The 24,888-nt window shown below is 61.1% G+C and carries 26 protein-coding genes and 1 pseudogene; 18 read left to right on the top strand and 9 right to left on the bottom strand.

The features are described from left to right. Positions 1-128: 128 nt before the first annotated feature. A complete protein-coding gene (locus tag GR183_RS00655) occupies positions 129-785 on the bottom strand; it encodes a hypothetical protein (RefSeq protein WP_160773659.1) in 657 nt (218 codons plus the stop codon). A 1,902-nt stretch (positions 786-2,687) separates the two neighbouring features. Next, complete coding sequence (locus GR183_RS22090) at positions 2,688-2,810, bottom strand: hypothetical protein (RefSeq protein ID WP_260513198.1); 123 nt, start codon at positions 2,808-2,810, stop codon at positions 2,688-2,690. Positions 2,811-3,084: 274 nt separating this feature from the next. Here GR183_RS22090 and GR183_RS00650 point away from each other — a divergent pair, with 274 nt between their 5' ends. From GR183_RS00650 to GR183_RS00640, 3 genes are all read left to right on the top strand, one after another. Continuing rightward, positions 3,085-4,215, top strand: coding sequence for an anhydro-N-acetylmuramic acid kinase (locus GR183_RS00650; RefSeq protein ID WP_160773658.1), 1,131 nt, complete (start codon positions 3,085-3,087; stop codon positions 4,213-4,215). A gap of 3 nt (positions 4,216-4,218) precedes the next feature. Beyond that, positions 4,219-4,584 carry a DUF6665 family protein gene (locus GR183_RS00645; RefSeq protein ID WP_160773657.1) on the top strand — a complete coding sequence of 122 codons (366 nt, stop codon included), beginning with the start codon at positions 4,219-4,221 and terminating at the stop codon, positions 4,582-4,584. 244 nt (positions 4,585-4,828) lie between these two features. Next, entirely contained in the window at positions 4,829-5,773 is a 945-nt protein-coding gene (locus GR183_RS00640; RefSeq protein ID WP_160774168.1) for a DUF1402 family protein, read from the top strand. A 34-nt stretch (positions 5,774-5,807) separates the two neighbouring features. Here GR183_RS00640 and GR183_RS00635 read toward each other — a convergent pair whose 3' ends face one another. Further along, the gene (locus GR183_RS00635; protein ID WP_160773656.1) at positions 5,808-6,026 is read right to left on the bottom strand and encodes a hypothetical protein; all 219 of its coding nucleotides are present in this window, start codon (positions 6,024-6,026) and stop codon (positions 5,808-5,810) included. Positions 6,027-6,263: 237 nt separating this feature from the next. Here GR183_RS00635 and GR183_RS00630 point away from each other — a divergent pair, with 237 nt between their 5' ends. Beyond that, positions 6,264-7,172 (top strand): LysR substrate-binding domain-containing protein, encoded by a 909-nt coding sequence (locus GR183_RS00630; protein ID WP_160773655.1) that lies wholly within the window; start codon positions 6,264-6,266, stop codon positions 7,170-7,172. A gap of 81 nt (positions 7,173-7,253) precedes the next feature. On the opposite strand, the gene GR183_RS00625 is transcribed toward GR183_RS00630, so the two are convergent. Beyond that, positions 7,254-7,526 carry a hypothetical protein gene (locus GR183_RS00625; RefSeq protein ID WP_160773654.1) on the bottom strand — a complete coding sequence of 91 codons (273 nt, stop codon included), beginning with the start codon at positions 7,524-7,526 and terminating at the stop codon, positions 7,254-7,256. Positions 7,527-7,642: 116 nt separating this feature from the next. Beyond that, entirely contained in the window at positions 7,643-8,302 is a 660-nt protein-coding gene (locus GR183_RS00620; RefSeq protein ID WP_160773653.1) for an MBL fold metallo-hydrolase, read from the bottom strand. 541 nt (positions 8,303-8,843) lie between these two features. On the opposite strand from GR183_RS00620, the pseudogene GR183_RS22240 reads away from it, so the two are divergent. The 6 genes and pseudogenes from GR183_RS22240 to GR183_RS00590 all read left to right on the top strand — a co-directional run. Then, positions 8,844-9,566 (top strand): annotated as a pseudogene (locus GR183_RS22240) (cold-shock protein); the annotation flags it as partial. Positions 9,567-9,796: 230 nt separating this feature from the next. Then, on the top strand, positions 9,797-10,318 hold the full coding sequence (locus GR183_RS00610) for a GNAT family N-acetyltransferase (protein ID WP_208999712.1): 522 nt from the start codon (positions 9,797-9,799) through the stop codon (positions 10,316-10,318). Next, positions 10,315-11,163, top strand: coding sequence for a 23S rRNA (adenine(2030)-N(6))-methyltransferase RlmJ (locus GR183_RS00605; RefSeq protein ID WP_160773651.1), 849 nt, complete (start codon positions 10,315-10,317; stop codon positions 11,161-11,163). Before GR183_RS00610 ends, GR183_RS00605 begins: the two co-directional genes overlap by 4 nt. 115 nt (positions 11,164-11,278) lie before the next feature. After that, a complete protein-coding gene (locus GR183_RS00600; protein WP_160773650.1) occupies positions 11,279-11,734 on the top strand; it encodes a cytoplasmic protein in 456 nt (151 codons plus the stop codon). Positions 11,735-11,769: 35 nt separating this feature from the next. Beyond that, a complete protein-coding gene (locus GR183_RS00595) occupies positions 11,770-12,390 on the top strand; it encodes a ribonuclease T2 family protein (protein WP_244313571.1) in 621 nt (206 codons plus the stop codon). Further along, positions 12,387-13,430 carry a DUF1176 domain-containing protein gene (locus GR183_RS00590; protein ID WP_160773648.1) on the top strand — a complete coding sequence of 348 codons (1,044 nt, stop codon included), beginning with the start codon at positions 12,387-12,389 and terminating at the stop codon, positions 13,428-13,430. Before GR183_RS00595 ends, GR183_RS00590 begins: the two co-directional genes overlap by 4 nt. Before the next feature lie 258 nt (positions 13,431-13,688). Here GR183_RS00590 and GR183_RS00585 read toward each other — a convergent pair whose 3' ends face one another. Continuing rightward, the gene (locus tag GR183_RS00585) at positions 13,689-13,943 is read right to left on the bottom strand and encodes a hypothetical protein (RefSeq protein WP_160773647.1); all 255 of its coding nucleotides are present in this window, start codon (positions 13,941-13,943) and stop codon (positions 13,689-13,691) included. Between the two features lie 275 nt (positions 13,944-14,218). On the opposite strand from GR183_RS00585, the gene GR183_RS00580 reads away from it, so the two are divergent. Then, positions 14,219-14,836, top strand: a complete 618-nt coding sequence (locus tag GR183_RS00580; protein ID WP_160773646.1) for a glutathione S-transferase family protein — start codon at positions 14,219-14,221, stop codon at positions 14,834-14,836. 7 nt (positions 14,837-14,843) lie between these two features. Here the strand turns inward: GR183_RS00580 and GR183_RS00575 are convergent, their stop codons facing one another. Next, positions 14,844-15,650 carry a phosphate/phosphite/phosphonate ABC transporter substrate-binding protein gene (locus GR183_RS00575; protein ID WP_160773645.1) on the bottom strand — a complete coding sequence of 269 codons (807 nt, stop codon included), beginning with the start codon at positions 15,648-15,650 and terminating at the stop codon, positions 14,844-14,846. Between the two features lie 84 nt (positions 15,651-15,734). Further along, positions 15,735-15,869: a hypothetical protein gene (locus tag GR183_RS22085; protein WP_260513193.1), complete on the bottom strand. Its 135-nt coding sequence runs from the start codon at positions 15,867-15,869 to the stop codon at positions 15,735-15,737. Here GR183_RS22085 and GR183_RS00570 point away from each other — a divergent pair. The 3 genes from GR183_RS00570 to GR183_RS00560 all read left to right on the top strand — a co-directional run bounded on the left by GR183_RS00570 (position 15,868) and on the right by GR183_RS00560 (position 17,968). Continuing rightward, positions 15,868-16,779: a DMT family transporter gene (locus tag GR183_RS00570; RefSeq protein ID WP_160773644.1), complete on the top strand. Its 912-nt coding sequence runs from the start codon at positions 15,868-15,870 to the stop codon at positions 16,777-16,779. The two genes, GR183_RS22085 and GR183_RS00570, sit on opposite strands and share 2 nt — an antisense overlap. A gap of 134 nt (positions 16,780-16,913) precedes the next feature. After that, a complete protein-coding gene (locus GR183_RS00565; RefSeq protein WP_160773643.1) occupies positions 16,914-17,402 on the top strand; it encodes an HPP family protein in 489 nt (162 codons plus the stop codon). Then, positions 17,402-17,968, top strand: a complete 567-nt coding sequence (locus tag GR183_RS00560) for a TetR/AcrR family transcriptional regulator (protein ID WP_160773642.1) — start codon at positions 17,402-17,404, stop codon at positions 17,966-17,968. The genes GR183_RS00565 and GR183_RS00560 overlap by 1 nt, the downstream gene beginning before the upstream one ends. A 51-nt stretch (positions 17,969-18,019) precedes the next feature. Here the strand turns inward: GR183_RS00560 and GR183_RS00555 are convergent, their stop codons facing one another. After that, positions 18,020-18,691, bottom strand: a complete 672-nt coding sequence (locus GR183_RS00555; RefSeq protein ID WP_160773641.1) for an outer membrane protein — start codon at positions 18,689-18,691, stop codon at positions 18,020-18,022. A 482-nt stretch (positions 18,692-19,173) separates the two neighbouring features. On the opposite strand from GR183_RS00555, the gene GR183_RS00550 reads away from it, so the two are divergent. The 4 genes from GR183_RS00550 to GR183_RS00535 all read left to right on the top strand — a co-directional run bounded on the left by GR183_RS00550 (position 19,174) and on the right by GR183_RS00535 (position 24,829). After that, entirely contained in the window at positions 19,174-20,229 is a 1,056-nt protein-coding gene (locus GR183_RS00550) for a calcium/sodium antiporter (RefSeq protein ID WP_160774166.1), read from the top strand. Between the two features lie 62 nt (positions 20,230-20,291). Further along, the gene (locus tag GR183_RS00545; RefSeq protein WP_160773640.1) at positions 20,292-21,068 is read left to right on the top strand and encodes an SDR family oxidoreductase; all 777 of its coding nucleotides are present in this window, start codon (positions 20,292-20,294) and stop codon (positions 21,066-21,068) included. Beyond that, complete coding sequence (uvrC, locus tag GR183_RS00540) at positions 21,032-23,113, top strand: excinuclease ABC subunit UvrC (protein ID WP_376765740.1); 2,082 nt, start codon at positions 21,032-21,034, stop codon at positions 23,111-23,113. Before GR183_RS00545 ends, uvrC begins: the two co-directional genes overlap by 37 nt. A 147-nt stretch (positions 23,114-23,260) precedes the next feature. After that, complete coding sequence (locus GR183_RS00535) at positions 23,261-24,829, top strand: tetratricopeptide repeat-containing sulfotransferase family protein (protein ID WP_160773638.1); 1,569 nt, start codon at positions 23,261-23,263, stop codon at positions 24,827-24,829. Positions 24,830-24,888 lie beyond the last annotated feature (59 nt).

Below are 24,888 nucleotides of genomic sequence, written 5' to 3'. Positions count from 1 at the left end.
CAACAGGTATCACTTTCACCCTGTCGTATGAGGGCGCTGAAGAAGACCAACATATTATTGATTTTTATGATGTAGAAGAAAATTATCCCCTATTATTGTAAGTATATTATCCAGACATATTTTATTCTCTAACTGCACGACTTAATTAATGCGTATAAGTCTTTTTGAATTTTGGACGTATCCTTATAATCTAAAAAAATCTTCATACCTCCAATATTATCTTCATTGTAGTAATATCCATAGCAAGTATATATTTTTGACGCAGAAAAAACGCCATGGGATTTTAAATATTCTTCTACCATCCTAGACTTCTTCGTTTGAATAAATATATCTCTATCAAAACTATCTATTTCTGGCAGAAGCGCTGGCGGAACATCCGTAATACTTTGAAATAATTGATAGCTCTTTTCTCTTATTCTCCATATCTTCTTAGTAAATCTGAAATTTAACGCTTTTACAGCACCTATTTGGCTTACCTCAACGTCGGACACTTCGGTCAAATTTATTAGCATTGTGCGCGCAATTGCCCTCTCCCTAAAATTGCAGCGTTTCACAAGAATTTTTTTTACTTTAATAGAGCAATTTTTTACGCTGATTTCATCAAGGCCTGCTTTAAATCGATGCAGACTATCAGCCAATGCATTTTCTAATCTATCTCGAAGATCATTACCCCCAACTAACGAACTATCATAAGCCGGTTCCCCGACTTTCAACGCATTCGCTGCACTCAAGTCTCCAGCCAAACACACACTGACAAGAATGCCGGTTAGCAGCCCACGAATCATATTCGGCCACCTTGACGCTGGATGCTAAATAATTTTCGCCAACAACTGAAAACGTATATCATCGCAAGACGCTATCGCTACGTGCAGGCTTATCGCAATAAGTCATACGTATTATAACATGTTTGCAGTTTCTCTGTCTGCCCATTGACGAACCGCTTTCACCAAACGGAGCGCAACACGTCCACCAAGGAGAGTATCGGCTATTTCCGAAAGCACGTTGAGCTCAGCTCCGTCGTGATCAAGTCTCACTCCGCCAGCAAATACTCGCGCGCCTGCACGTACGCGAAATCGGCAAGCGCTTGATGGGTTGTTAGGCAAACCTCCCCGATCAGGTCGGAGACAGGCGGCAAGGACGGAGGAGAGGTTGTAGGCTCTTGCTCCGACCATCTTGCGAAAACTTCCAGGTTCGTCATGCGCGGGCTCGACCCGCGCACCCATGCAGCATTGGCGTGTTTCGTCAAAGTTCGATGGGTCGCCGGGTCTAGGCCCGGCGATGACGATAGAGAGGGCACGGTATGTATGCTGCGAGATGCCCGCTAGCGCGGGATTGCTTGTTCGGAAACTACCAGACCGAAGACCGTCTGCGACCTGTCGATATTGGCTAATATCAGTAACCTTTTGTGCTTTGCATCATTCCACTCAGAATTAGAGAGTTCCATACTACGCCAAGCAGGGAAATAGCTATCCAAATCATGGATAACCGCTTATATCTAGCCGCTAAGGCGTCAAAACTTCCCCACAGAAGCATGATAAATCCCGAAATAAACACGAGAAATACGTGGGGGCTTAGAATCAATTCAAAAAACAGGACTTTTGGATTGAGAAAGAAATCAAGAAATATAGAAAATTTCTTCCCAAAATTCATAGTTTCGTCCCTTAAGAAAATTCTTCTCTTCGAATACACAGAAATGACCAATAGATAATATAAAATTGGTAACACGATATACAATAATAAAATGTAATAAACGGTAGAATCTCGACTTTTATTTCTAAAGAAAAAAGTGAAAACTCCAATCACCAGAGCACCCAACGAAATGTATAATATTGAAGCGACGTGAACGCCAAAATTATTTAATATTCCGTTCATTTCGTCACCAAGGCAGACAGAATATCATAGAGTTTATCATTCACTAATACTCATGCCGCCTTCTGATTTTGGCTAAGGATTCGCGCGATCAGGCAGCGACGAGGGGTGCAAGGGCGGCATGGTTTCGCGCGCCTACTGCTCGCAAATCGGCACGCAACTGTAAATTACACTTTCACCTGTCACTAACGCAAACTTGAATCCCCCAGCGCCAGGGTACGCGTATCGCGAGAGCCGGGTCCTATCCCCGCACACACCGCGCTGTCACCCCCGCGAAGGCGGGGGTCTAGTAGCCTCCGCTGAGCGCTTCAATCCACTTCGATGAGTACTGGATGCCCGCCTGCGCGGGCATGACAGGTAGAGAGGGCACGGCGTGTGGAGGGAGGTCCCCCAATCAGGTCGGGGACAGGCGGCAATGACGAAGGAGAGGGCACGGTATGCGGCGCGAGGTCCCCGCCTACGCGGGGATGACAGGAGTGATACGGCGGCGGTGAGTGCAAGGCATTGCTGCACGAAGACCGTCATCCCGCTCGCGTGCGCCCTGACGCAAGCAGGCTCTTGCCCCGCACACTCCGCACTGTCACCCCCGCGAAGGCGGGGGTCTAGTAGCCTCCGCATGAACGCTTCAATCCACTTCGATGAGTACTGGATGCCCGCCTGCGCGGGCATGACAGGAGTGATACGGCGGCGGGTACGAGGTCGGCGATGACGATAGAGAGGGCACGGCGTGTGGAGGGAGGTCCCCGCCTTCGCGGGGATGACAGGAGTGATACGGCGACGTGGTGCGTGAGTGGCGGGGACGCCCTACCCCAATCCCCTCAGAAAGCGAACAGCCGGACGGCGGTGATCGTCACCTCGCCTTCCGCCATCATGCTGACCGCGCCGAGAAAGGCACCGATGAGAAGGGTAAGGCCGATCTGGTCCGCAAAGCTCAAGCTCATAAATCCACTCCAAACAATAATCCACCGTTCGCCGGAAATGCGTCCGGCGGCTGGAAATTTCAGGTTTTCGAATTGCCCGACGACGGTGCCCCCGCCAAAATCAGGTTTAATGATTTGCTAACGCATCGCGCGCCAATTGCAAACAATTCGATTAATTAACGGTTAATGCAACCTGCCGTTGGGAGACGCGATAAAATCCGTTGAAAAAATTTGCGCGCTTGCCCGCGCGAAGCACGCCGCTATTCTCCCACCCGAGACCAATACGGAGACGACCATGACGCCGGTTTGGGCGATCGGGCTGATGACCGGCACGGTGCTGGACGGCAACATCGACATCGCCATGATCCGCACCGACGGCGAGGAAATCGCCGAGTTCGGGCCGTGGCGGCTTGCGCCCTACCCGCCCGATCTCGCGCCCGTGCTGCGCGAGGCGATGAGTGCCGCCGCGACCTGGAACTTCGAGGGGCCGGAACCGGCGATCTTCGCGCAAGCCGAGGCCATGCTGACGCGCGCGCAAGGCGAAGCGGTCAACACCTTCCTGAAGGACGAGGGCATTCCCCCTCGCGACATCGCCGCGATCGGCTTTCATGGGCAGACGGTGCTGCACCGCGCGCCATCCGGCGGGCAAAAGGGCGCGACGCGCCAGCTCGGCGACGGGGAGCTGATGGCGGAAATCACCGGGATCGACACGGTGTACGATTTCCGCTCGGCCGATGTCGCGGCAGGGGGACAGGGCGCGCCGCTGGCGCCGATCTATCACGCGGCACTCCTGAGGAAAGCCGGTGCTGAGCCAGGCTCTGCGGTGCTGAACCTCGGCGGGGTCGCCAACGTAACGTGGTGGGGCGGGGGCGAGAAGCTGGCCGCCTTCGACACAGGGCCCGCCAACGCGCCGATCAACGACTGGGTGGTAAGGCACCTGGCCGGCCTGTACGACGAGGACGGGCGGCTGGCGGCATCCGGCCGTGTAGACGAGGCGCTGCTTGCCCGGCTGTTGCAGCATCCCTATCTCACTGCGCCCTACCCGAAATCCCTCGACCGCAACGGTTTCACCGCCGAAATGGCCGAAGGGCTGACGCTGGAAGATGGCGCTGCGACGCTGACCGCCTTTTCCGCCGCCGCCGTGGGCAAGGGCCTCGACATACTGCCAACCCGGCCCGAGCGGATGATCGTCAGCGGCGGGGGACGCAAGAACCCGGCCTTCATGGCCGCGCTGAAAGATCGCGCCAAGGTCGAGCCCGTGATGGCGGAGAACGCGGGCCTGCGCGGCGACGCCGTGGAGGCGGAATGCTTCGCCTTCCTGGCGGTACGCGCGCTTCGCGGCCTGCCGATCGGCTTTCCCGAAACGACCGGCGCGCCGCAGCCCATGACGGGCGGCAGGACCGCCCGCGCGAACCGGGAACAATAGGCAATGGCCGTCAGACCGCCGCGCCAGTTCACGGCATCGCAACAAGACCCGCTAACCCGCGCGCTGGAGCAGGAGGTGCTGGGCGAAAAGGCCGATACGCTCGCCCGCCTGATGACCAGGCTGGAAAAGGCGCTGGCAAAGCTTTCCGCCCATGAGGAGCGCATTGCGGAAGCGGAGACTGCAGGCGCCGAAGCGCCCGACCCGGCCCAACGCCCGAGGCTGGTCGCGGAAGCAGGCGAAGCGCTTTGGCATGTCATCATCCAGCGCGAGCTTTGCGGCATGCGCCGCCACGACGGGCTGATGCGCCAGATGGGCGTGCCGAAGGCGGTGCGCCTCAGCATGGGGCCGGCCTCGCTCCGAAATGCGTGAAGGAAGCCGGATAACGCGAATTTTGACGGCGCGTGTCCCCTTCGGGCAATTCCATCGTTCCGTAAAAATCGTTAGTTTCCTTGAAGCGCCGCATTGGCGACGCATGACAATTGTGTCGCGCCTGCACTAGCGCCATTTAACGAAAAGCGATATGTCGCGTTCGCTTCCTCTGGAGAGATCGATGCCAACCGTTGCCCCGTCGATTGCGAAACGCTTCGTCAGAGCGTCAGCCGTCTTCCGGCTCATGGCGCTCGGCGCGTTCCTGTTCGCGGCAACGCCCCTGCCCCTGCCGGCCGTGGCACTTGCGGCGATGCAGGTGGTGCCGGAGGGCAACCGCAGCTCCGTGCAGCCGAAAATCCCCTTCGCCTCGGCAAGGCGCACGGCGGCCAACCGCTCCAGCTACGACGCGAAATTCGACAAGGTTATCAGCGTTCTGCGCCGCGACACCCGGCTGATCCGCTCCATCAAGCAGGTGTCGGCGCAATACGGCATCGACCCCGTGCATATGCTGGGCGCGATCATCGGCGAGCACACCTACAACTACGACAGCCTCGACAGCGCGCAGTCCTACTACGTGAAGGCGCTGAGCTATGCCGGCATCCGGCTCGACTTCGAATACGGCGGCGAGAACGTGGAGGATTTCGTGGCCCGCCCCGAATTCGACTCCTGCCGCAGCAAGCGCGACAGCAACCACCTGTGGACCTGCTACGAACGGCTTTGGGAGCGGACATTCCGCAACAAGCGGGTGAATGGGGTCCGCTACCCCAACAAGAACTTCAACGAGACGTTCTTCCAGCCGCTCTTCGCCGGGCAGAGCTTCGGCCTCGGTCAGCTTTCGCCGCTGACCGTGCTGAAGATGTCGGATTCGGTGGCGCGCACCAGCGGATTTCGCAAGCTCTCGCCGCGCGATGCCAACGAGATCTACAGCTCGACCATGGATCCGAACCGCTCGCTGCACTACATGGCGGCGGTGATCCGGGATTCGATCCAGGCCTATAAATCCGTCGCGAAGGTGGATATCTCCCAAAACCCCGGAATTACGGCGACGCTCTACAACCTCGGCGACCCGTGGGCGCGGGCGGCGAACTTCCGCCAGCAGAAGGCCGCCGGCAAGACGGCCTGGCCGCGCGAAAACTACTACGGCTGGCTCGTCAACGCGCGGCTCGACACGCTCAGAAGCCTGCTTTGATCTTCCCTGAAGCGTAGCGTAGCGACACGGTTCCTCATAGCGCCGGCGGCCGGGAAAACAGATCGTTGATACGCCGATTGCGGAAGATTTCGCGCCCGAGCCCGCCCTGTCTCAGAGAAGAAGGGCTCGGCCATCCGCCCACCGGATGCGGCGATTTGATGCCCTCCGCGCCGTCATCCGGACGAATTCCGATATCCTCAAGCAAATGCGGCGACGTCTCCGCGAGACGCTGCAAATCGTCAACAAGCCGCATTCGGCACTCGCGACGTCGCGCAAGGCGTTTAAATTTCCTGATCAGGGCGACAAGCCACCCCGCTGTTGAAAGCGCAGGGTCCACTGTCTGCCGAGGGCACGCCGCATCGGCTTTCATTTCCGCCTCCGTTGACAAAACGACATCCGGAAGCTTTCTAATTATGAGCAACGCGATGGCGTTTCAAACCAAGATATCTGGCGGCAAGGATCAGTTTATCTGATCCATGATGGAGATCCGATGCGCCTTCCTCCCCTCAATTCGCTCCGCGCCTTCGAGGCGGCGGCCCGCCACCGGGGCTATGTGGGCGCGGCGGAAGAACTGCACGTCACGCGCGGCGCGGTGAGCCGGCACGTCAAGCTTCTGGAAGACCACCTTGGCGTCACGCTGTTCAAGAGGCTGCCCAAGGGCCTGGAACTGACCGACCACGGCAGGAGGTTTCTTCCCGTCCTGACGGAGGCTTTTGCGCGGATCGTCAGCGAGGCCCAGCGCATTTCGCGCAGTGGCGCGGACCTTCGCATCATCTGTCCGCCTACCTTCTCCATTCGCTGGCTCATCCCCAAGCTCGACCGCTTCCGCATCGACCACCCTGACATCCACATAAGGCTGACCACGGATTTTTACGGCGCGACCGGTTTCGACGCGAGCGAATACGACCTCGGCTTCGCAATGGACAACAGGCGCAAGCGGCCGGCGGACATCCGCTCGCTGCCGCTGTTGCCGACATCCGTTTCGCCTGCCTGCTCGCCGCGGTTCCTTGGCGAATATGGACCGTTCGACGAGCCGTCGGACCTTGCCGGCAAGACGCTGCTTCACGAGAACGCCGGGCATGAAGACTGGAAAGCGTGGCTTACGCGCTTCAACGTGGAAGGGGTCGATCCGGAAAGCGGCAATACATTTCCAAACCTAGACATGGCGGTGAAGGCGGCCGTGATGGGCACGGGCATCGTGATGGGCGACCTCATGCTGTGCCAGGAGGAACTCAGGGCCGGCACACTGGTGATGCCGTTCGAGGACATGAAATGCGAGACGGACGGCTGGCTTTGCCTGATCGGGCGCGAGGACAGGTGGAGCGACCCGAAGGTGGAAGCCTTCAAGGCCTGGATATCGGAAGAATCCGCGAAGGACGTCGCCGACCTTGTATCGTGACGGGGCAGCGTGAAGGGGCGACGTGACGGGCGCGGGCGGACATGCCGCCGGCGCGGACCGTCAAGTGTTCGCTTGCCGGCCTCATTCGAACCAGCATACTTCCTTGTTCACGTAGATACGCTCGCCCGTATAGGGGTCTCGGGTCGGCGTCGGCAGGATGTTGCAGACGCGAAAGCGCGTCTGGAAGCCTGAGCGCCCGCCACGGATGTACGGGCCGCCACGCGCCTCTGAGCGCTCAAGATCGCGAAGCTTCGCCGAACGATCCCAATAATCGCCGGCAAAAGCCTGACCGACCGGGCCGACGACCACCGCGGAAAGCACTGCGATGGCTACGGCGGAACGAATGCGTTTCATCGTCTTGTCTCCCTCGTTCAAGAACGCGGCATTTCCGCGTCCTCTACCCCCTCTACTTAGGAGCCTTCGGGAAAGACGGTTGTAATCGGCATCACATTTCGGGCGAATGCCGGTATTTACTTCAGGAAAGGATTGGTCTGCCGCTCATGACCGAAGGTGGAGCCCGGACCGTGGCCGGGCAGGAAAGCGACATCATCGCCCAGCGGCAGGAGCTTTTCCTTGATCGAGCTGATGAGCGTGTCGTGATCGCTGAAGGGCAGATCTCCGGTGCGGCCGACGCCGCCGGCGAACAAAACGTCGCCTGAAATGGCAAAGCGGAGGTCACGGTCGAAATAGACGAGATGACCCGGCGCATGGCCCGGACAATGGAAAACCTCGAACGTGCGGCCCGCCATATCGACCGTATCACCCTCTTTCAGCCAGCGATCCGGCTCGACCGGCTTAGCATCGGCCAGACCGAAGCGGGCGCCATGCTCGCTCACCATGGCGATGAGCTTGCGATCATCCTCATGCGGGCCTTCGACCGGCACGCCGAGGGCCGCCGCGAGATCCGCCGCGCCGCCGACGTGATCCACGTGGCCATGGGTAAGAACGATCTTTTCCACCTTGACGCCATATTGGGAAACGGCCTTGCGAATGGTCTCGACATCGCCGCCCGGATCGACCACCGCGCCCACCTTCGTCTTGCGGTCGAAAACAACCGAACAGTTCTGCTGCAGCGGCGTGACAGGAACAACGACAATCTGGATCGGCGGCTCGGCGGGTGCGGCACTCATGGATCGGCTCCTTGCTTGCTCGGTCGCCACGAACTACCGGTTCCGCCGGCCCGTGACAACCTGCGCCCGTTCAATTGATCGCAAACTGTGCAAACGCAACAAAAGCCGGCACGACACCTCGCCTGAACCCGTGAAAAGTTGACGCTAGGGATAATTCCCCGTCGCTTTTTACGTATCTTCATAAATTAACGCTGAGTTTCGCTTGCGGATAAGCCTGTGGAAATCTTATGATGCCGCGCGGTCGATCACCGACCGGGGACCCGGCATTGCCTGCCGAATTGCGGGCACGGTTCAGGTTTTCCACGGGTGAACGATCCACAGGGCCAACAGGCCCGAACCGGGACAGGAAAGCGGTCGCAATGCGGGAAATTGCTCTTGCCGCGCGCCGTGCACCCCGGATGAGAAATCGGGTCGCGTCGACCGTGCCGTCGGTTTCAACGGCACATCGAATTCGATGCGCTCCGGCCAAGTTAATCGGCAAGACAGGCGGACCGGCCAGTGAAGGACGACACGGCTCCGCTCCAGCAGGGTGATCGGCAAGATGGATGACGGGAATTCGGACCGCCGTTCTCGTGGCCGCCGCGGCGGCAAGCGTGAATTCGGAGGTCCGCAGGATTATTTCGGCGACTTCGGCGGACAGGACTACGGCAACCGCGATTTCAGCGGCGGCGGCGACGACAGATACGGCAACCGCGACGCAGGACGCGGCGGCTACAACAGCAACGACCGTGACGACCGTGGTGGCGGATATGGCGCCCCCCGCGGCGGCGGATATGGCGGAGGCCAACGCGGCGGCGGTTACGGCGGCGGCGGCGGACGTGGCGGCTATGGCGGCGGCGGAGGCGACCGAGGCGGATACGGCGGTGGCGACCGAGGCGGATATGGCGGCGGCGGTGGCGACCGGGGCGGATACGGCGGCGGCGGTGGCGATCGCGGCGGATACGGCGGCGGCGGTGGCGATCGCGGCGGATACGGCGGCGGACCGCGAGGCGGCGGTTACGGCGGCCCCCGCAGCGAAGGCGGCGGCTACCAGGACAGGGGACCACGCGGTCCCAGGCCCCCGGTGGAACGTGGACCGCGCCAGCCCGGCACGGTGAAGTTCTTCAAGGCCGACAAGGGCTTCGGTTTCATTACGCCGGACGAGGGCGATGCGGATGTGTTCGTGCATATCTCGGCGGTCGAGCGCTCGGGCCTTGCCACGCTCGACAGCGGCCAGCGGGTGACCTTCGAAACCGAGCCGGACCGGCGCGGCAAAGGGCCGAAAGCCGTGGAACTAAGGCTTGAGGATGCGCCCGACCCGTCCGGCGACGATGACCAACCGGACGACGGCGGCTACGACGACGACGGCGGCTACGACGACTGAAGCGCAGACGCGCGACCTGACAAGACGGAAGCGGCGGCCCCAGGACCGCCGTTTCCCGTTTTGACGCAAGGCGCTTATTCGGATACTGCTCGGCGCAATTCGTTGCACGCATGCCTGAATATCGGAAAACCATGACCGTTCGAGCCGCCGAATCTCGCGATATCGAAATCCTGCTTTCAATCAACGAGGCCGCGGTTCCCGGGGTGAACAGCCTCAAGACCCAGGAGCTTGCCGATCTCATCGCGATGTCGGCAAGTACGCTCGTCGCCGAACGCGAGGGAAGGCCCGCAGGCTTCGTGCTCTGCCTCAATGAGACGGCGGACTACGACAGCCGCAATTTCCTTTGGCTCAAGCAAAAGTTCGAACGTTTCTTCTATGTGGACCGGATCGCCGTATCGCCCGATGCGCGTGGCCTCGGCCTCGGCGAAAAGCTTTACGAAGCGCTCATCGCAAAGATCGGCCCCGAAGGTGCGAAGGCCGGCGCGCCGCTGACCTGCGAGGTCAACGAACGCCCGCCCAACCCCGGCTCGCTGCGCTTTCACAAACGGCTCGGCTTTCTGGAAGTGGGCCAGCAGGATCTCGGCGACAAGGCCGTCGTCTATCTCGCGCACGAACTTTACCCGGCCCTCGCCGCTGCGGCGGAGAACGCGTGAACTACCGGCACATCTACCACGCGGGCAACATTGGCGACGTGCTGAAGCATGTCGCGCTGGCCCTGATCATCGACTATCTGAAACGAAAGCCCGCCGCCTTCCGCGTGATCGACACGCATGCGGGCATCGGCCTTTACGACCTTTCCAGCGACGAGGCGCACAAGACCGGCGAATGGCAGCGCGGTGTCGGCAGGGTTCTGGATGCGCAAATCCCCGAACGGGTGCGCACAGTGCTCGCGCCCTGGGCGGAGGCGGTATCGGCGGTCAACCACGGCGGGCCGCTCGCGTCCTATCCGGGCTCGCCCGAGATCGCCCGGCGCCTGATCCGGCGTCAGGACCGGCTGACCCTGACCGAACTGCACCCCCGGGACTTCGAAACGCTTTCCGCTCTCTATGCCGGCGATATCCAGGTCAAGACGATAGAACTGGACGGCTGGCTAGCGCTCAAAAGCTTCCTGCCGCCGAAAGAGCGGCGCGGGCTCGTCGTCATCGATCCGGCCTTCGAGGACGAACGCGAATTCGAAACGCTCGCCAAAGGTCTCATAGAGGGCTGGAAACGCTGGTCGAGCGGCATCTTCCTCGCCTGGTATCCGATCAAGGACAGGAAAGCGATCGACCGCTTTCACTCGCGGCTTCGCGACAGCGGCATGCGCGACGTCATCGCGCTGGAACTTTCCGCCGGGCGGCCGGCGAGCGACAAGCCGATGGTTTCAAGCGGCCTTGTCGTCGTCAATCCGCCCTGGACATTCGCCGCCGACATGGAAACGGCACTGCCGTTTCTTGGCGAAACCTTGCGTGAAGGCCCTGGTGCGGGCTGGAAATGCGTATCGATTGTGGACGAATAGCAACAACGCCAGCGAAAAGACAGGCCTGATTGCGCGCGCGGGTTGACCGTCCACTCCACCTAACGCATCGTCATTCTGAGAATCGTCCGTTTTATGCGCGCCGGAGTGAGTATCCATGTCCGCGATTACCAGAGCCATCCTCGCCGCAGCGATAGCCGCCGGGCTTGCCGGGCCCGCCCTCGCGGCCGACCTCGCTCAGCCCGTCGAGGAACCGGTCTACAAGGAGCCCGTCACCGACCAGCGGATACCAAACTGCCTCAACGCATCGGTGCAAAGAGCGGTCACGCGCCGGGTGGCGCGCGCCTACCCCGGTTATTACGACGGTCGAAAGATCGCCAACCTCGACGGTGTGGTCGAAACGGCCTATCAAATCGACAATCCGAGCCCGCTCGCACGCCGCTACTGCGAAGGCCACGCGACGCTGAGCGACGGCAACATCCACCGCGTCTACTTCAAGGTGGTGGAGCGCCAGGGCTTCGTCGGAGTGAGCTGGGGCGTGGAAGCCTGCCTTGACGGCCTCGACCGCTGGCGCGTCTATGACGGATACTGCAGGACCGTCCGCCCGCAGTGATCCGGCCAAAGGTACTGGCACGCGCATTTTTCCCATTGCTTTCTGCGCTTGTCCTGGCAACTGTCGCGTCAGCACCCGTGCGCGCGGACGATTTCGATTTCTACGTGCTCGCGCTCTCATGGTCGCCGACCTATTGCGCCGGCGCCGGGCGCAACGCCGACCCGATGCAATGCCGCGCGGCCAAGCCCCACCGCTTCATCGTTCACGGGCTGTGGCCACAGCATGAACGCGGCTTCCCCTCGTTCTGCCACAACGGGCCAAGAGACGCGCCACGCGGCGCCGTAAATTCCATTCTCGACATCATGCCGAGCCGGGGGCTTGCGCGCCACGAATGGAGCAAGCACGGAACCTGTTCCGGCCTCGGTCCACGCGCCTATTTCGAGAAGACGCGCAGGGCCTTCGAGCGGGTGAAGATCCCGCCCGCCTTCAACTCCATCGCCGATGGAAACAGGATGACGCCCGACGCGGTGGAAACGGCCTTCAGGCTTGCCAATCCGGGCCTGCGCGACAATGCGATCGCAGTCGATTGCGCGAACGGGAGGCTAAAGGAGGTGCGCATTTGCCTCACGCGGGACCTGGACTTCAGATCCTGCCCCACAGTCGACAGGCGCGGCTGCAGGGCGGCGAATATCTTCGTTCCGGCACCTGGCCAATGAGCGTTATCCGGCTCCTCGGCCTTGCCTCAGGCCTCCTGTGGGCGGGAGCGGCGATTGCGGGGGAGCCGATGTCAGGCCAGTTCGGCGACTGGAAACTCGACTGCGGCGACGAAGGCGCCTGCACCATCTTCACGCTGAGCGTCGAAAAGGAACAAACGCGCCCGCTTTACCGCCTGAGGATCAAACGCGGGCCAATGCCGGACGAAACCTTCGCGCTTTCCTTCGACGTCAACGGCGCACGACCCGACCATACCCGCAAGCAGCAGTGGCGGATCGATGCGCAGGCACCGCGCGTGCTGGGCGAAGACGAGCTTGGAAACTTCGGGCATGAAAACGCATTCTTCGTTACGGGCGAAAGCGAACGGACAACCCTTTTGCCGGCCCTGAAAGGCGGCGAGCAGCTCAGGATTTCCTATATCGATGCGCTCGGCGCACCGCACGACGCGAGTTTTTCGCTTTCAGGCCTGAGCGTCGCACTTCAGAAGATGGGCGAATTGCAAGGCGCGCGCGGCGAGAATATCGAGGCGCCCGAAGACGAAGACAAGACCGCCCCTCCATCGCGCAGGGAAATGATCGAAGCACTCGGCATTCCGCCGCCCGTTCTGGAAGCGCATCGGCTTACGTCGGCCTGCGAGGATCCGCAAAGCGCCAATATGAGCGGTGCGGCGCCGATCGTCGCGGTCTTGTCCCAGACCTCCACGCTTTACGCGATCCCCTGCACGCGCGGGGCAACGCAAACGACCTACCGCCTCTACGTGCGCGATTCGGGAGAGATCGGCGGTTTGGAGCAGCTTGCATTCGCGATATACGACCCGCGGTTCGGCTGGCTCGGCACGGATAGTCTGAACGGTGTCGAATTCGATGAAGAGGCAGGAACGCTGAGCGCCCATGCGCAGGGACCGTCTGACAGACACTGCGGCTACAGGGCCGAATGGAAATGGCAGGACTACGCCTTCAGGCTTCTGGAGTTTCAGGCGCCGCGAAAATGCGGCCGCAATGTCCGGCTGGAGCGGATCTACCCCGAGGCCATGGACCCATAACCAAGGTTGCAATGGTATGCGCGAATTTGGTCGGATACGAGGCGCAAGCCTGCAGGAAACCGTCCGGTTTTCAAAGGCTTGCAACGAAGTTGCCGGGCAAATTCGCAATATCCCGAAAGGACGCGTAAACGGCTTCGACCTGCCACGTCGAAGCGCTTGACCGGGTGGCAAACCCGCTCCGCGCGCATCTCCTTGCATCTCTTTGCCGTTTGTAGCGCCATTCCAGCCTTATTTATGGGTCCGTGACCTGAAGTCCGCTTACTGGCTCATGCTGTCGGAAAGTGTTTCTTTCACGCTGTCGCTGGCGCGCACGATCGCCGTCCTTGGATCGCCGAGGCCGCCATCCCCGCCGAATACGGCAACATCCACGGCACGATGAAAGCCGGCGAACGGAGCATCCAGAAACGCCGGGCGAAATGAACTCGCCATCGGCGATCCATATGCATAGACAACGACCACAAGGACGCTCGCCTTGGCCGTGGCCTTCATCAGCATTTTATACGCATCACGCATCCTCTGAACTCCCACCTGAGGCACGCTGCACTAGCCCGTATTTCTACCAGTCACCATTTGGGGACATTGTGACGAGAAAAACCTGCACGCTTGTTAAACAAACCAAGATAAATTTCTTAAAATTCGAACGAATACTTGAGAATTTTAGATAAAAACCGATCGTTCAATATACCAAATCGAAGATGCCCGCGAACCGACCGAGCGGACTTGCGCATGCGCCGCGTTCGGGTACACATACACCGCTGAATTCAAAGCCGCTTTCAATGGAGCCGCATATGCCCGTCCTTCGTTCGTCTCCCGCCTCGCCTTTCGGCCGCCAGATAAAGATCGCAGCAAGCGTTCTCGGCCTGTCCGGCAAGATCACCGTGGAAATGACGGACACGAACGATCCGGGCGACACGATCCGCAAGCAGAATCCCCTCGGCAAGATTCCGGCGCTCGTTCTGGACAATGGCGACGTCATCTACGACAGCCGGGTCATCCTCGACTACCTCAACGAACTGGCCGGCGGCGACCGCCTGATCCCCGCCAAGGGCGAAGCCCGCTACAAGGTGCTTACACTGCTGGCGCTCGTCAACGGGCTGATGGATGCCGCACTCCTGCGCGTTTACGAAGGCCGTTTCCGCGAAGAAAACGAACGCAGCGAAAAATGGCTTGCCTATCAGGGTGAAAAAGTCGCCCGCGCGCTTGCCGTCCTGGAGGCGCAGCCGCCGGCAACCGTTTCCCCCGGCGATGTGCCTGACGCAGCCCGGATCGCCGTTGCCTGCGCGCTCGGCTACCTCGACCTGCGCTTCGACGGCAAATGGCGCGAAGACCACCCCAACCTCGTCAAGTGGCTGGACGATTTCGCCGCCGCCATCCCCTCCTTCGAGGAAACACGCTGCAAAGTCTGACTAACAGTCAGCGAAGTTCGGCGTAGCCGAGGCGTTCCGCCTCGGCGAGCCTTGCCGAAATCACATCGTAATCCGCCTCGGTGAAAGGCACGAAGCCTGTCAGCAACAGCGCTTCCTTCGTTCCGCCATCGAGACCGTCAATGCCCGCGGCAACAGCCTCGGCGATGCGGCGAAGCTCATCCGCCGGCCTCAACGCGGTGATGAACGGCAGACCCGGCGTCGGGCGGGTGCGCAGAAGCACCCTCAGGCGCGATGCCGAAGGCTCAAACCGTTTCGCGAGTTCCCAGCTTACAGCGTCGACCGCCGCGACATCCGCTGCGCCTTCCGCCACCGCCCGAACGGAGGCGCGATGCGAGCCTGTGGCCAGGGCTTGCGTAAAGAAACGGCCTCCATGCGCAAGCGGCGCGACCGTGGCAAGCATCGCCGCATGCCCGGACTGCGAGCCTTCCATATTGTAGGCAACGCGCCGCCCGCGAAGATCACCGAGCCCATCCGCCGGATCGTCATCACGAACGACCAGCGCGCTGCAATATTCCCCCGGCTCACACCCTTCCAGCCGATAGGCCGGCGCGCCGACAAGTGATACGCGCCCCTTCAGCCGGCTTACGAACGGCAGGCCGCAGGTCTGCCCCAGAAGAAGGGACGGATCGGCCCACGCCGTTTCCGCGTCGACATCGCGCGCAAGGCCGGATGGCGCGTCGAAGCCGGCTTCCCCCAACCGGTCCGCCAGCGCCCGCCACAACCGATCTGTCTCGGCGCGGACTTCCGGCCAATCGTACATGGGCAGAACGGCGAGCGCGGCGGACGGGGGCATTTTCGGCTTTCCATCTGAATCGGTGGAATCGGTCGGTCGGAAAGCATACAGAAAACCGCCCTACGCGAAATCTCGTCAGCGATATCAATCCGGGAAGAGGCGAAGACGGCCGGTTTCGAAAGCACCGGAGCGCCGCGCATCACCGATTCGTGCATGGCTTTTGAGAAGACCAAAGCCGGCGCGGCGTGCAATAGCATGAGAAAATTCAAGGTGTTTCATGTCCCAGCCTTCGCCGCGCAAAGCCACGGAAATCGGCCTCCTTATATTGTTGTCCTTCCTTTGGGGAGCCTCGTTCACCCTTACCGAAGTCGCGGTCGAGACGATCCCGCCTGCGACGATGGTCTTCGGCAGGCTTTCCATCGGCGCGGCACTTTTGATGCTCATGGCGTTCTGGCGCGGCGCGACATTTCCCAGATCGCCTTCCCGTTGGGGACAGCTGCTGGTCCAAGGCATATTCCAAAGCGCATTGCCGTTCACGCTGATCAGCTGGGGACAGCAGCATATCGACAGCGGCCTTGCGAGCCTTCTGAACACGACCCCGCCGCTGTTCGTGTTCCTGATCGGCTTTTTCCTGCTGAGAGACCGCGCCGCCGGCATGCAGCAATTCGCCGGCATCCTGCTCGGGTTCGCGGGCGTTCTCATCATCATGGGACCGGCCGCACTTGCCGGCGAAGGAAGCTCGGTCGCAGGCCAGCTGGCCGTTATCGGGGCGAGCCTCTGCTATGCGACGGCCGCCCTCTACGCCAGACGGTTTTCCGATCAATCCCCCGTCGTGACGGCGGCCTGCTCGATGACGTTCGCCGCCCTTTTGATGCTGCCCCTTTCGATCCTGGCGGACGATCCCGCAAGCCTGTCGCCGTCCCTTTCCGCGATAACGGCCGTTATGGCCCTCGGCGTCTTTTCGACCGCGATCGCCATGACGATCTATTTCCGCCTCGTGCGCACGCTCGGCCCCCTGGGCGTTGCCACGGGAGGCTATATGCGCGCGGGCTTCAGCGTCGTGCTCGGAGCCCTGCTGCTGGGTGAAGCACTGTCCGGCGCCCTGCTTGCAGGCCTCGTGCTGATCTTTGCGGGAGTGGCAATTGTCACCGGGCTCCTGAAGCTGCCGGTCCGGCAGGCGGCCGCCTAAAAAGGACGGTTGGAGCACACAGCCGCAAACGCGAACGGGCGCCCGCGGAAGCGGCCTCTCGAAAACGTGTCTTGTCCGGCATCAGCATGCATTGTACCGAACGGTAAATCCTGTACTGATCGGTAAAAACCCCCATGCTATCCTATTTCACCAGGCTTCAGCCAACCGCTTCCGCCAGATCCGTCACGCTTGCCGGCCTCGGCAGCCTCGTCGCGATCGCGAGCCTCGCCCTCATCACCGACACCACGAACCTGTCATTGATGATGGCGCCATTCGGAGCAAGCTGCGTATTGCTTTTCTCCGTCCCGAACAGCCCTCTTTCGCAACCGGCCAACGTGATCGGAGGACATATCCTGTCCGCGATCATCGGGCTGTCTCTTCGCGCCCTGCTGCCCGACGTCTGGTGGGCGGCAGGCCTTGCGGTCGGTATCGCGATCGCCGCGATGGCGGCGCTGCGCATCACGCATCCGCCCGCCGGGGCAAACCCGCTCGTCATTTTCGCCGGCGATCCCGAAATCGGATTTCTGCTGATGCCCGTTCTTTCAGGCGCGGGTATTCTCGTTGCCGGAGCAACGGTATTTCACCGGCTGAGCGGCACGCCCTATCCGATGAGGAAGCCCTGATGTCACGCATCATCGCCGAAAGAGCGGACGTCATTCCCGCCCTCGGCGAGATATTCCGCCGTTGCGGCTATGAAGGAGCAAGCATCGCGCGCATCACCCGGGAAACGGGCCTTGGAAAAGGAAGCCTCTACAACTTCTTCCCCGGCGGGAAGGAGGAGATGGCCGAAGCGGTGCTTGCGAACATACATCAATGGTTCGAGGAAAACATCTACCGCCCGCTCGAGACTGAAGCGCCGGACGACGCGCTTAAGCAGATGTTTTCCGGCGTATCGTCCTATTTCCGCTCAGGCGAGCGTATCTGCCTTGTCGGCGCTTTCGCGCTGGAGGAGACGCGCGACCGCTTTTCGAGCGAGGTGACGCACTATTTCCACCGATGGCTGGAAACACTTGCGGGCTGCCTCAGGCGCAAAGGCTACGCCCCTTCAAAGGCGAAGGACGCCGCAAGCTATGTGATCGCCGGGATTCAAGGGGCGATCGTACTGGTGCGCGCCACGGACGATGCGGCGCATTTCGCGACGATCCTCAAGACGCTGAAATCCGCCTGCGACGAGCCGCGAGGCGCATGAAAAAGGCCCGCCACATGGGCGGGCCTTCCAAAGATCGCGGTTTCGTCCCGATCAGAACTTGTAGGCCATGCCGAAACGAACGATGTTGTTCGAATAATCGGTGTTGACCGTCGTGCCGCCAACCGAGAAGTCCTCGTCGCCGAAGTCCTGATAGAGGTATTCGACGCGGGCGGTGATGTTGTTGGTGATGGCACCTTCGATACCGCCACCCGCCGTCCAGCCGACCTTCGTGGTGTCATCGCTCTGGCCGGCGTAGCTCGTCGAAAGATCGGCAATCGCCATACCGCCGGCGCCGTAGATCATGAACCGGTCGAAGACGAAGCCGGCACGGGCGCGAACATTGCCGTTCCAGTCGCTGCTGGTGCGCAGCCTGATACCCGCAGCGGTGGACGACTCATCCAGGTTGGACAACGAGAAGTCGCCTTCCACGCCGAGCACGAAGTTTTCGTTGAACTGATAGTTGTAGCCCGTATAGACGCCGCCCGTCACGCCGTTGGCGTCCGTGCTGACGCTGAAGGGAACCGGGGCGGTATTGTCGAACTGGGACCACGCCCAGCCGAGCTGGCCGCCGAAGTAAAAGCCGGTCCAGAAGAATCGCGCCTCGGGGATCGGCTCCTTGTAGACCGGCTCCTCGACGGGCTGAGGGAGGTCAGCCGCGAGGACAGGCCCGGCAAGCACCGAACCCATAACCAACGCTGCGCCGGTCAAAAAGATACGCTTCATTACCTGTTTCTCCACAATCAACATGACGCGTGAAGTTGCGGCGGGGGAAATCCCTTGGCCGCAGCAGGGGTCTGAACCGATGGATTCAAGGCAGGCAGGCACGCAACGCCCGGCAACCTTTTACCCAAACGAGCAAAAACTGGCCTGAATCCATGGATTCAGACCCCTTACACGATCTTTGTCGCCGAAAATTATGGCTTCATCGCAGGTGAAATATGGATTTTCGGTGACATTTCCACGCGTAATCAATCTGGCCTAACAGGCGGATGACGCTGCTGGAAACCGGAACGCGGCGCAATCACCCCGAATACATGGGGTTTTCCGGGGCGAAGGAATGCTTATATACGGTCCGTTGATCGGAACGACCCGTGAGCAGGATGCGGCCGCCGTCTGGAAAGGCCGCTTCCTTCGTTGCGCACGGCGGTTTCCGAGTGCAAAAAACCGAAATCCCAGAAGTTTCCAACGCACCGGCCGCACGCTCCATGCTCATCGATTATGTCAGCCTCCTCGGGGGCCTCGTCGTGCTCATCGTCGCCGGTGACGTGCTAGTGCGGGGGTCGGTCGGCATCGCCGAACGGCTGGGAATCCCCTCCCTCGTTATCGGGCTGACGATCGTCGCCTTCGGAACGTCCGCTCCGGAGCTGGTGATTTCCCTCGACGCGGCGCTAAGCGGCCTTCCCGGTATTGCCGTGGGCAACGTGGTCGGATCCAACGTCGCAAACGTACTCCTGGTCCTCGGCCTGCCCGCACTGGTCGCGGCGACTTCGTGCAAGGAAAAAGGCGCGCTTCGCAATGCCGTCTTCATGACGGCCGTCAGCATAATCTTCGTCTTCATCTGTTTCACCGGCACGATCACGCGGATCACCGGAGCCTTTCTCATCGTCCTTCTCGCGATCTTCCTGGCGGATTCGGTCATGGCGACGCGAAAACACCGGCGCGAGAACGGAAAGGGACGCGCCGCGCGCGACCTGGGCGCATCCGCCGTCGCCACGGACAAAGACGCCGCGGAAGACAGCGAAGAGGACGAGGAAGACGCATGCTCCGCCCCGCCCTTCGAGGAAGTGGAAGGCGTGCCGGACAATATCGCGCTTGCCTTCGTTTTCGTTTTCCTGGGCCTTGCCGGACTGCCGCTCGGCGCGCATTTCACGATCGAAGGGGCCTCGGCGCTCGCGCGATCCTGGGGCGTGACGGAAGCCGTGATCGGCCTTACGGTCGTGGCGCTCGGCACTTCCCTTCCGGAACTTGCGACATCGCTCATGGCCGCGCTCAGAAACCATTCTGCGGTGGCGCTTGGCAACATCATCGGCTCCAACGTCTTCAATATCCTCGCCATCATGGGTATTACGGGCCTTGTGACGTCGGTTCACATTCCCCCTGAAATCCTCTCCTTCGATATCTGGGTGATGCTGGCCTGCGCGTTCCTGGTACTCGCACTCGCCGCTTTCCAGACGACGCTTCGCCGCCTTTCCGGCCTGGCGCTTGTCGCACTCTACGTGCTCTATATCGCCGCAAGCTTCACTCTGGGGCAGGTAGGTTGATCGATCCGGCATCCCGCTACGTACGAATCGCTTAAGGTGTATCTTGGGCGGGACCTGAACAGATGCTCGAAAGACTCAGCGAAACTTCATCGAACGTTCTGGTAACCGGCGCCGCGCGGCGTATCGGAGCGGCGCTCGCGACCGATCTCGCGACGGCAGGCTTCGGTGTCGTGCTGCATGCCAACACGTCCGTCGCCGAGGCCGAAGAGACCGCGACCTTCATCCGCTCCACCGGCGGGCGCGCGGCCGTCATCACCGGCGACCTTTCCAGCGCCCAGGGCCTTTCCCGGATCGTCGATAGAGCCGCGCGCGAAATCGGCCCCTTGTCGGTGCTGGTGAACAACGCCTCCATTTTCGAGCCCGACGAGATCGAAACCCTGGACATCGAACGCTTCGACCGGCATTTCGCGATCCACACCCGCGCGCCCCTGTTCCTGTCGCAGGCGTTCGCCGAGCAGCTGCCCGATGAAGCGAGCGGCCTGATCGTCAACATCATCGACCAGAAAGTGTGGCGGCCGACGCCGAAGTTCCTTTCCTACACGCTTTCCAAGTCGGCACTGTGGTCGGCAACCCGAATGCTGGCGCAAGGCCTTGCGCCGCGCATCCGCGTCAATGCGATCGGCCCCGGCCCGACGCTGGCGAGCGAACGCCAAAGCGCGGAAGACTTCCGCCGCCAGCAGGAGGCCGTCCCGCTCGGGCGCGGCCCGGAACTTGTCGAATTCGCGAACACGATCCTCTATCTTTGGCGAACGCCGTCGATAACGGGACAGATGATCGCGCTTGACGGCGGGCAGCATCTTGCATGGGAGACGCCGGACGTCGTAGGCATCCGGGAATGAGCAGCACGCCAACATCTGCCGCCGACAGGCCCGAAGCGGCTGAAGAAACCGGTGACTCGCCTATCGGCCCGGTTCACTTCGAGGCCGCGCCCGCCCCGCGCGAGAGCGAGCTTTCCGGCGCCGAGGTCATCGCCCATTTCGTCAAGCACCTGCCGATGGGGCCGGGCGTCTACCGCATGCTCGACCGGGACGGCGAGGTTCTCTACGTCGGCAAGGCGCGCTCGCTGAAAAAACGCGTGACGAGCTACACCCGCCTGCAAGGCCAGCCGAACCGGATCATGCGCATGATTCTGGCGACCGCTTCCATGGAATTCGTCACGACGAACACCGAAACGGAAGCGCTGCTGCTGGAAGCGAACCTGATCAAGCGGCTCAGGCCCCGTTTCAACGTGCTCTTGCGCGACGACAAGTCGTTTCCCTACATCCTCGTTACCGGGGATCACGAGGCGCCTGCGCTGGTCAAGCACCGCGGCGCACGCCGGCGCAAGGGCGGCTATTTCGGTCCCTTCGCGTCGGCCGGCGCGGTCAACCGGACGATCAACGCGCTTCAAAAAGCGTTCCTGATCCGCAATTGCACCGACAGCTTCTACGCGAACCGCACGCGGCCCTGTCTCCTGCACCAGATCAAGCGCTGCGCCGCCCCCTGCACCGGGGAAATTTCGCTCGACGACTATGCCGGGCTGGTGGCGGAGGCGAAATCGTTCCTGTCCGGCAAGAGCCAGCTGATCAAGACCGAGCTTGCCCGGCAGATGGAGCGGGCGGCGGAAAACCTCGACTACGAACAGGCAGCCGTCTATCGCGACCGCCTCGCGGCCCTTTCGCACGTCCAGTCGCACCAGGGCATCAACCCCCAGTCGGTGGAGGAGGCCGACGTTTTCGCCATCCACCAGGAAGGCGGGCAAAGCTGCATCCAGGTGTTTTTCTTCCGTACCGGCCAGAACTGGGGCAACCACGCGCATTTTCCCAAGGCCGACAAATCCTTGGACGAGCGCGAGGTGCTGCAAAGCTTCCTGACGCAGTTTTACGACGACAAGCCCTGCCCGCGCCTCGTACTCCTGTCGCACGACGTGGAGGAGCGCGAACTCCTGTCGCTCGCGCTGAGCGAACGTTCCGGCCACCGGGTGGAGGTCGCCGTGCCGAAACGCGGCGAGAAAAAGGAGCTGGCGGATTATGCGGCGAAAAACGCGCGCGAAGCCCTGGGGCGCAGGCTTGCCGAAACGTCGTCCCAGGCACGGCTTCTCAAGGGAGTGGGCGAGGTGTTCGACCTTAAGGCGCCGCCGCGCCGCATCGAGGTCTATGACAATTCGCACATCATGGGCACCAACGCGGTCGGCTGCATGATCGTGGCCGGGCGCGAGGGCTTCGCCAAGGCGCAGTACCGCAAGTTCAACATCAAGTCGGAGGAACTGACGCCGGGCGACGACTACGGCATGATGCGCGAAGTCATGACCCGCCGCTTCTCGCGCCTTTTGAAGGAGCATGGCGAGGAACGCAACAAACCCGAACCGGAAGACGCAAAAACCAACGCAACCGCGCCTGCACCCGACGGCGCGAGCGAAGACGCCACGACCGAAGACGCCGGCAATGAAGCGATGCCGGCATGGCCCGACCTCGTTTTCATCGACGGCGGCCTCGGCCAGTTGAACGCCGTGCGCGAGATCCTGCAGGAACTGGGCATCGACGACGTACCCCTGGTCGGCATCGCCAAGGGGCCGGACCGCGATGCGGGCCGCGAGAAATTCTTCGTCCCCGGCAGGGACTCTTTCATGCTGCCGGAGCGCGATCCGGTGCTCTATTTCGTCCAGCGCCTGCGCGACGAGGCGCATCGCTTCGCCATCGGCACCCATCGCGCAAGGCGCAAGAAGGACATCGCCAGGAGCCCGCTCGATGAGATCGCCGGCATCGGCCCGACCCGCAAGCGCGCGCTCCTGAGGCACTTCGGCACCGCAAAGGCGGTTTCCAAGGCCGGCATAGAAGATCTGACCACGGTTCCGGGAATATCGGAAACGGTCGCGAAACTGATCTACGACCATTTTCACGAGTAGTGGGTTTGCGATCATCTTCCCATCTTGCCCTAATGCCGCCATCGAGTTGCGGCATTCGGCTTGCTTCAGAGCGACGATCTCCGTATTTCGTTAGGATCGATTTTTTGGATGCCCCCGCCGGGGAGAAAACTGCTGAGGTAGACCGCCATGAATCCTGCGGCATTCGACCGTGCCTTGGATCTCATCGAACAAAGGCGTTACAAGGAGGCGGAGCCCATCCTCCTCGACCTTCACGACCGCGACCCCATGAACGCGCGGATCAACTTTTCGCTCGGGCTCGTCTACGACGATGCCGACGAAGTTGAAATGAGCCTCGCTCACCTGCGTCGGGCCGCCGAAGTCGCCAGGAAGAAGTCGATCGTTTTCGAGGAACTCGCGCAAATCCTCATCCGCGCGGGAGAGTACGAGGAAGCGCTGGAGGCGGCGAGGAAAGCGGTCAAGCTCGATCCCAATATCGGCAACAGCTACAAGGCGCTTGGCGACGTCTATGCAAAACTGCAGCGACCGGTGCTTGCTCGCCAAGCATACCACAAGGCGTTGAAGCTGGAGCCGGAGTTTTCCGGTGCCTATCTGGCCCTCTTCCTGCTCGAGAAGTCTCTCGGCGATAAGGAAAAGGCAGCCGAATACCTGAATAAAGCGAAGGAAATCGCTCCGAAAAATCCGAATGTCCTTTATCAGGAGGCCATCGCCGCAAAGCACAAGGAAAAGCCGGAGCACCTCGATACGATCGAGGAAGTGCTTTCCGACGAGGAAAAGGAATACAAGCGCAACCAGCGCGCCAACCTCCACTACGGCGCGGCCAAGATCTACGACGACCTGGACCAGATGGACGACGCCTTCCGTCACTTCGAGGCAGGGCGAAAGTTCCTCTATTCGCCCTATAACGGCAAGCGCCGGCGCTGGCAGATCGACGCCTACAAGGAATTCTTCAACAAGGAATTTTTCGAGGCGCGCAGGGAAGTCGGCTTCGAGAGCGCAAAACCGGTGTTCGTCTTCGGCATGCCGCGCTCCGGAACCACGCTGACCGAGCAGATCATCGGCCGCCACCCCAAAGCCGTCGGCGCCGGGGAGCTCACCTATTTCCACTCCGAAATGGTGAAACTGCGCGGCGAGGCGAAAGTCACGCCGGACTTCTTCAAGAACGTTCTCAAAATGGATCCGAAAGCGTTCCGCCGGGCCGGCAAGGGCTATCTTTCATTGCTCGAAAGCATCGGCGGGAAGGCGTCGCGCGTCGTCGACAAGATGCCGCACAACTTCGAGAACCTTTGGATGATGGCGCTGCTTTTCCCGAACGCAAGCTTCATCCACCTCAACCGCAACCCGATCGACAACTGCATCTCGATCTACACCACGCCGCTGCGCGACGGCCACAACTACGCGATCAGCCAGAAGGACCTCGGAGAGTACTTCTGCATGTACCGCGAGTTGATGGACCACTGGGCCGAGGTGCTGCCCGTCAACATCCGCCAGCAGTCCTACGAAGCGATGGTGGAGGACCAGGAGCGCGAAAGCCGCGCGCTGATCGACCACACAGGCCTGCCCTGGGACGATGCCTGCCTTGAATTCTACAAGGGCGACCGGCAGGTCACGACCTTCAGTATCGACCAGGTGCGCCGACCGATCTACAAATCGTCGGTCAACCGCTGGAAACGCTACGAATCCCAGGTCGGCGAGCTGGTCGAGGCGCTCGGACCCTACGGCCCGAAGCGGGACTGACGACGCACCCCGCGCCGCCGCTGCCGGGTTTGTGAGGTTGCACCCGGCGGCGTCTGCTC

The organism is Stappia sediminis, assembly GCF_009826895.1.
Classification (GTDB): Bacteria; Pseudomonadota; Alphaproteobacteria; order Rhizobiales; family Stappiaceae; genus Hongsoonwoonella; species Hongsoonwoonella sediminis.
This window is presented reverse-complemented; position numbering and strand designations above follow the sequence as displayed.

Coding starts and splice junctions, on each gene's coding strand:
- GR183_RS00585 (WP_160773647.1), bottom strand. CDS start 13,943: ATGCGTGATGCGTATAAAATGCTGATGAAGGCCACGGCCAAGGCGAGC.
- GR183_RS00630 (WP_160773655.1), top strand. CDS start 6,264: ATGCGCCTTCCTCCCCTCAATTCGCTCCGCGCCTTCGAGGCGGCGGCC.
- GR183_RS00560 (WP_160773642.1), top strand. CDS start 17,402: ATGTCACGCATCATCGCCGAAAGAGCGGACGTCATTCCCGCCCTCGGC.
- GR183_RS00610 (WP_208999712.1), top strand. CDS start 9,797: ATGACCGTTCGAGCCGCCGAATCTCGCGATATCGAAATCCTGCTTTCA.
- GR183_RS00580 (WP_160773646.1), top strand. CDS start 14,219: ATGCCCGTCCTTCGTTCGTCTCCCGCCTCGCCTTTCGGCCGCCAGATA.
- GR183_RS00555 (WP_160773641.1), bottom strand. CDS start 18,691: ATGAAGCGTATCTTTTTGACCGGCGCAGCGTTGGTTATGGGTTCGGTG.
- GR183_RS00550 (WP_160774166.1), top strand. CDS start 19,174: ATGCTCATCGATTATGTCAGCCTCCTCGGGGGCCTCGTCGTGCTCATC.
- GR183_RS22085 (WP_260513193.1), bottom strand. CDS start 15,869: ATGAAACACCTTGAATTTTCTCATGCTATTGCACGCCGCGCCGGCTTT.
- GR183_RS00565 (WP_160773643.1), top strand. CDS start 16,914: ATGCTATCCTATTTCACCAGGCTTCAGCCAACCGCTTCCGCCAGATCC.
- GR183_RS00545 (WP_160773640.1), top strand. CDS start 20,292: ATGCTCGAAAGACTCAGCGAAACTTCATCGAACGTTCTGGTAACCGGC.
- GR183_RS00650 (WP_160773658.1), top strand. CDS start 3,085: ATGACGCCGGTTTGGGCGATCGGGCTGATGACCGGCACGGTGCTGGAC.
- GR183_RS00645 (WP_160773657.1), top strand. CDS start 4,219: ATGGCCGTCAGACCGCCGCGCCAGTTCACGGCATCGCAACAAGACCCG.
- GR183_RS00590 (WP_160773648.1), top strand. CDS start 12,387: ATGAGCGTTATCCGGCTCCTCGGCCTTGCCTCAGGCCTCCTGTGGGCG.
- GR183_RS22090 (WP_260513198.1), bottom strand. CDS start 2,810: ATGAGCTTGAGCTTTGCGGACCAGATCGGCCTTACCCTTCTCATCGGT.
- GR183_RS00655 (WP_160773659.1), bottom strand. CDS start 785: ATGATTCGTGGGCTGCTAACCGGCATTCTTGTCAGTGTGTGTTTGGCT.
- uvrC (WP_376765740.1), top strand. CDS start 21,032: ATGGGAGACGCCGGACGTCGTAGGCATCCGGGAATGAGCAGCACGCCA.
- GR183_RS00620 (WP_160773653.1), bottom strand. CDS start 8,302: ATGAGTGCCGCACCCGCCGAGCCGCCGATCCAGATTGTCGTTGTTCCT.
- GR183_RS00640 (WP_160774168.1), top strand. CDS start 4,829: ATGGCGCTCGGCGCGTTCCTGTTCGCGGCAACGCCCCTGCCCCTGCCG.
- GR183_RS00570 (WP_160773644.1), top strand. CDS start 15,868: ATGTCCCAGCCTTCGCCGCGCAAAGCCACGGAAATCGGCCTCCTTATA.
- GR183_RS00600 (WP_160773650.1), top strand. CDS start 11,279: ATGTCCGCGATTACCAGAGCCATCCTCGCCGCAGCGATAGCCGCCGGG.
- GR183_RS00625 (WP_160773654.1), bottom strand. CDS start 7,526: ATGAAACGCATTCGTTCCGCCGTAGCCATCGCAGTGCTTTCCGCGGTG.
- GR183_RS00575 (WP_160773645.1), bottom strand. CDS start 15,650: ATGCCCCCGTCCGCCGCGCTCGCCGTTCTGCCCATGTACGATTGGCCG.
- GR183_RS00635 (WP_160773656.1), bottom strand. CDS start 6,026: ATGCGGCTTGTTGACGATTTGCAGCGTCTCGCGGAGACGTCGCCGCAT.
- GR183_RS00535 (WP_160773638.1), top strand. CDS start 23,261: ATGAATCCTGCGGCATTCGACCGTGCCTTGGATCTCATCGAACAAAGG.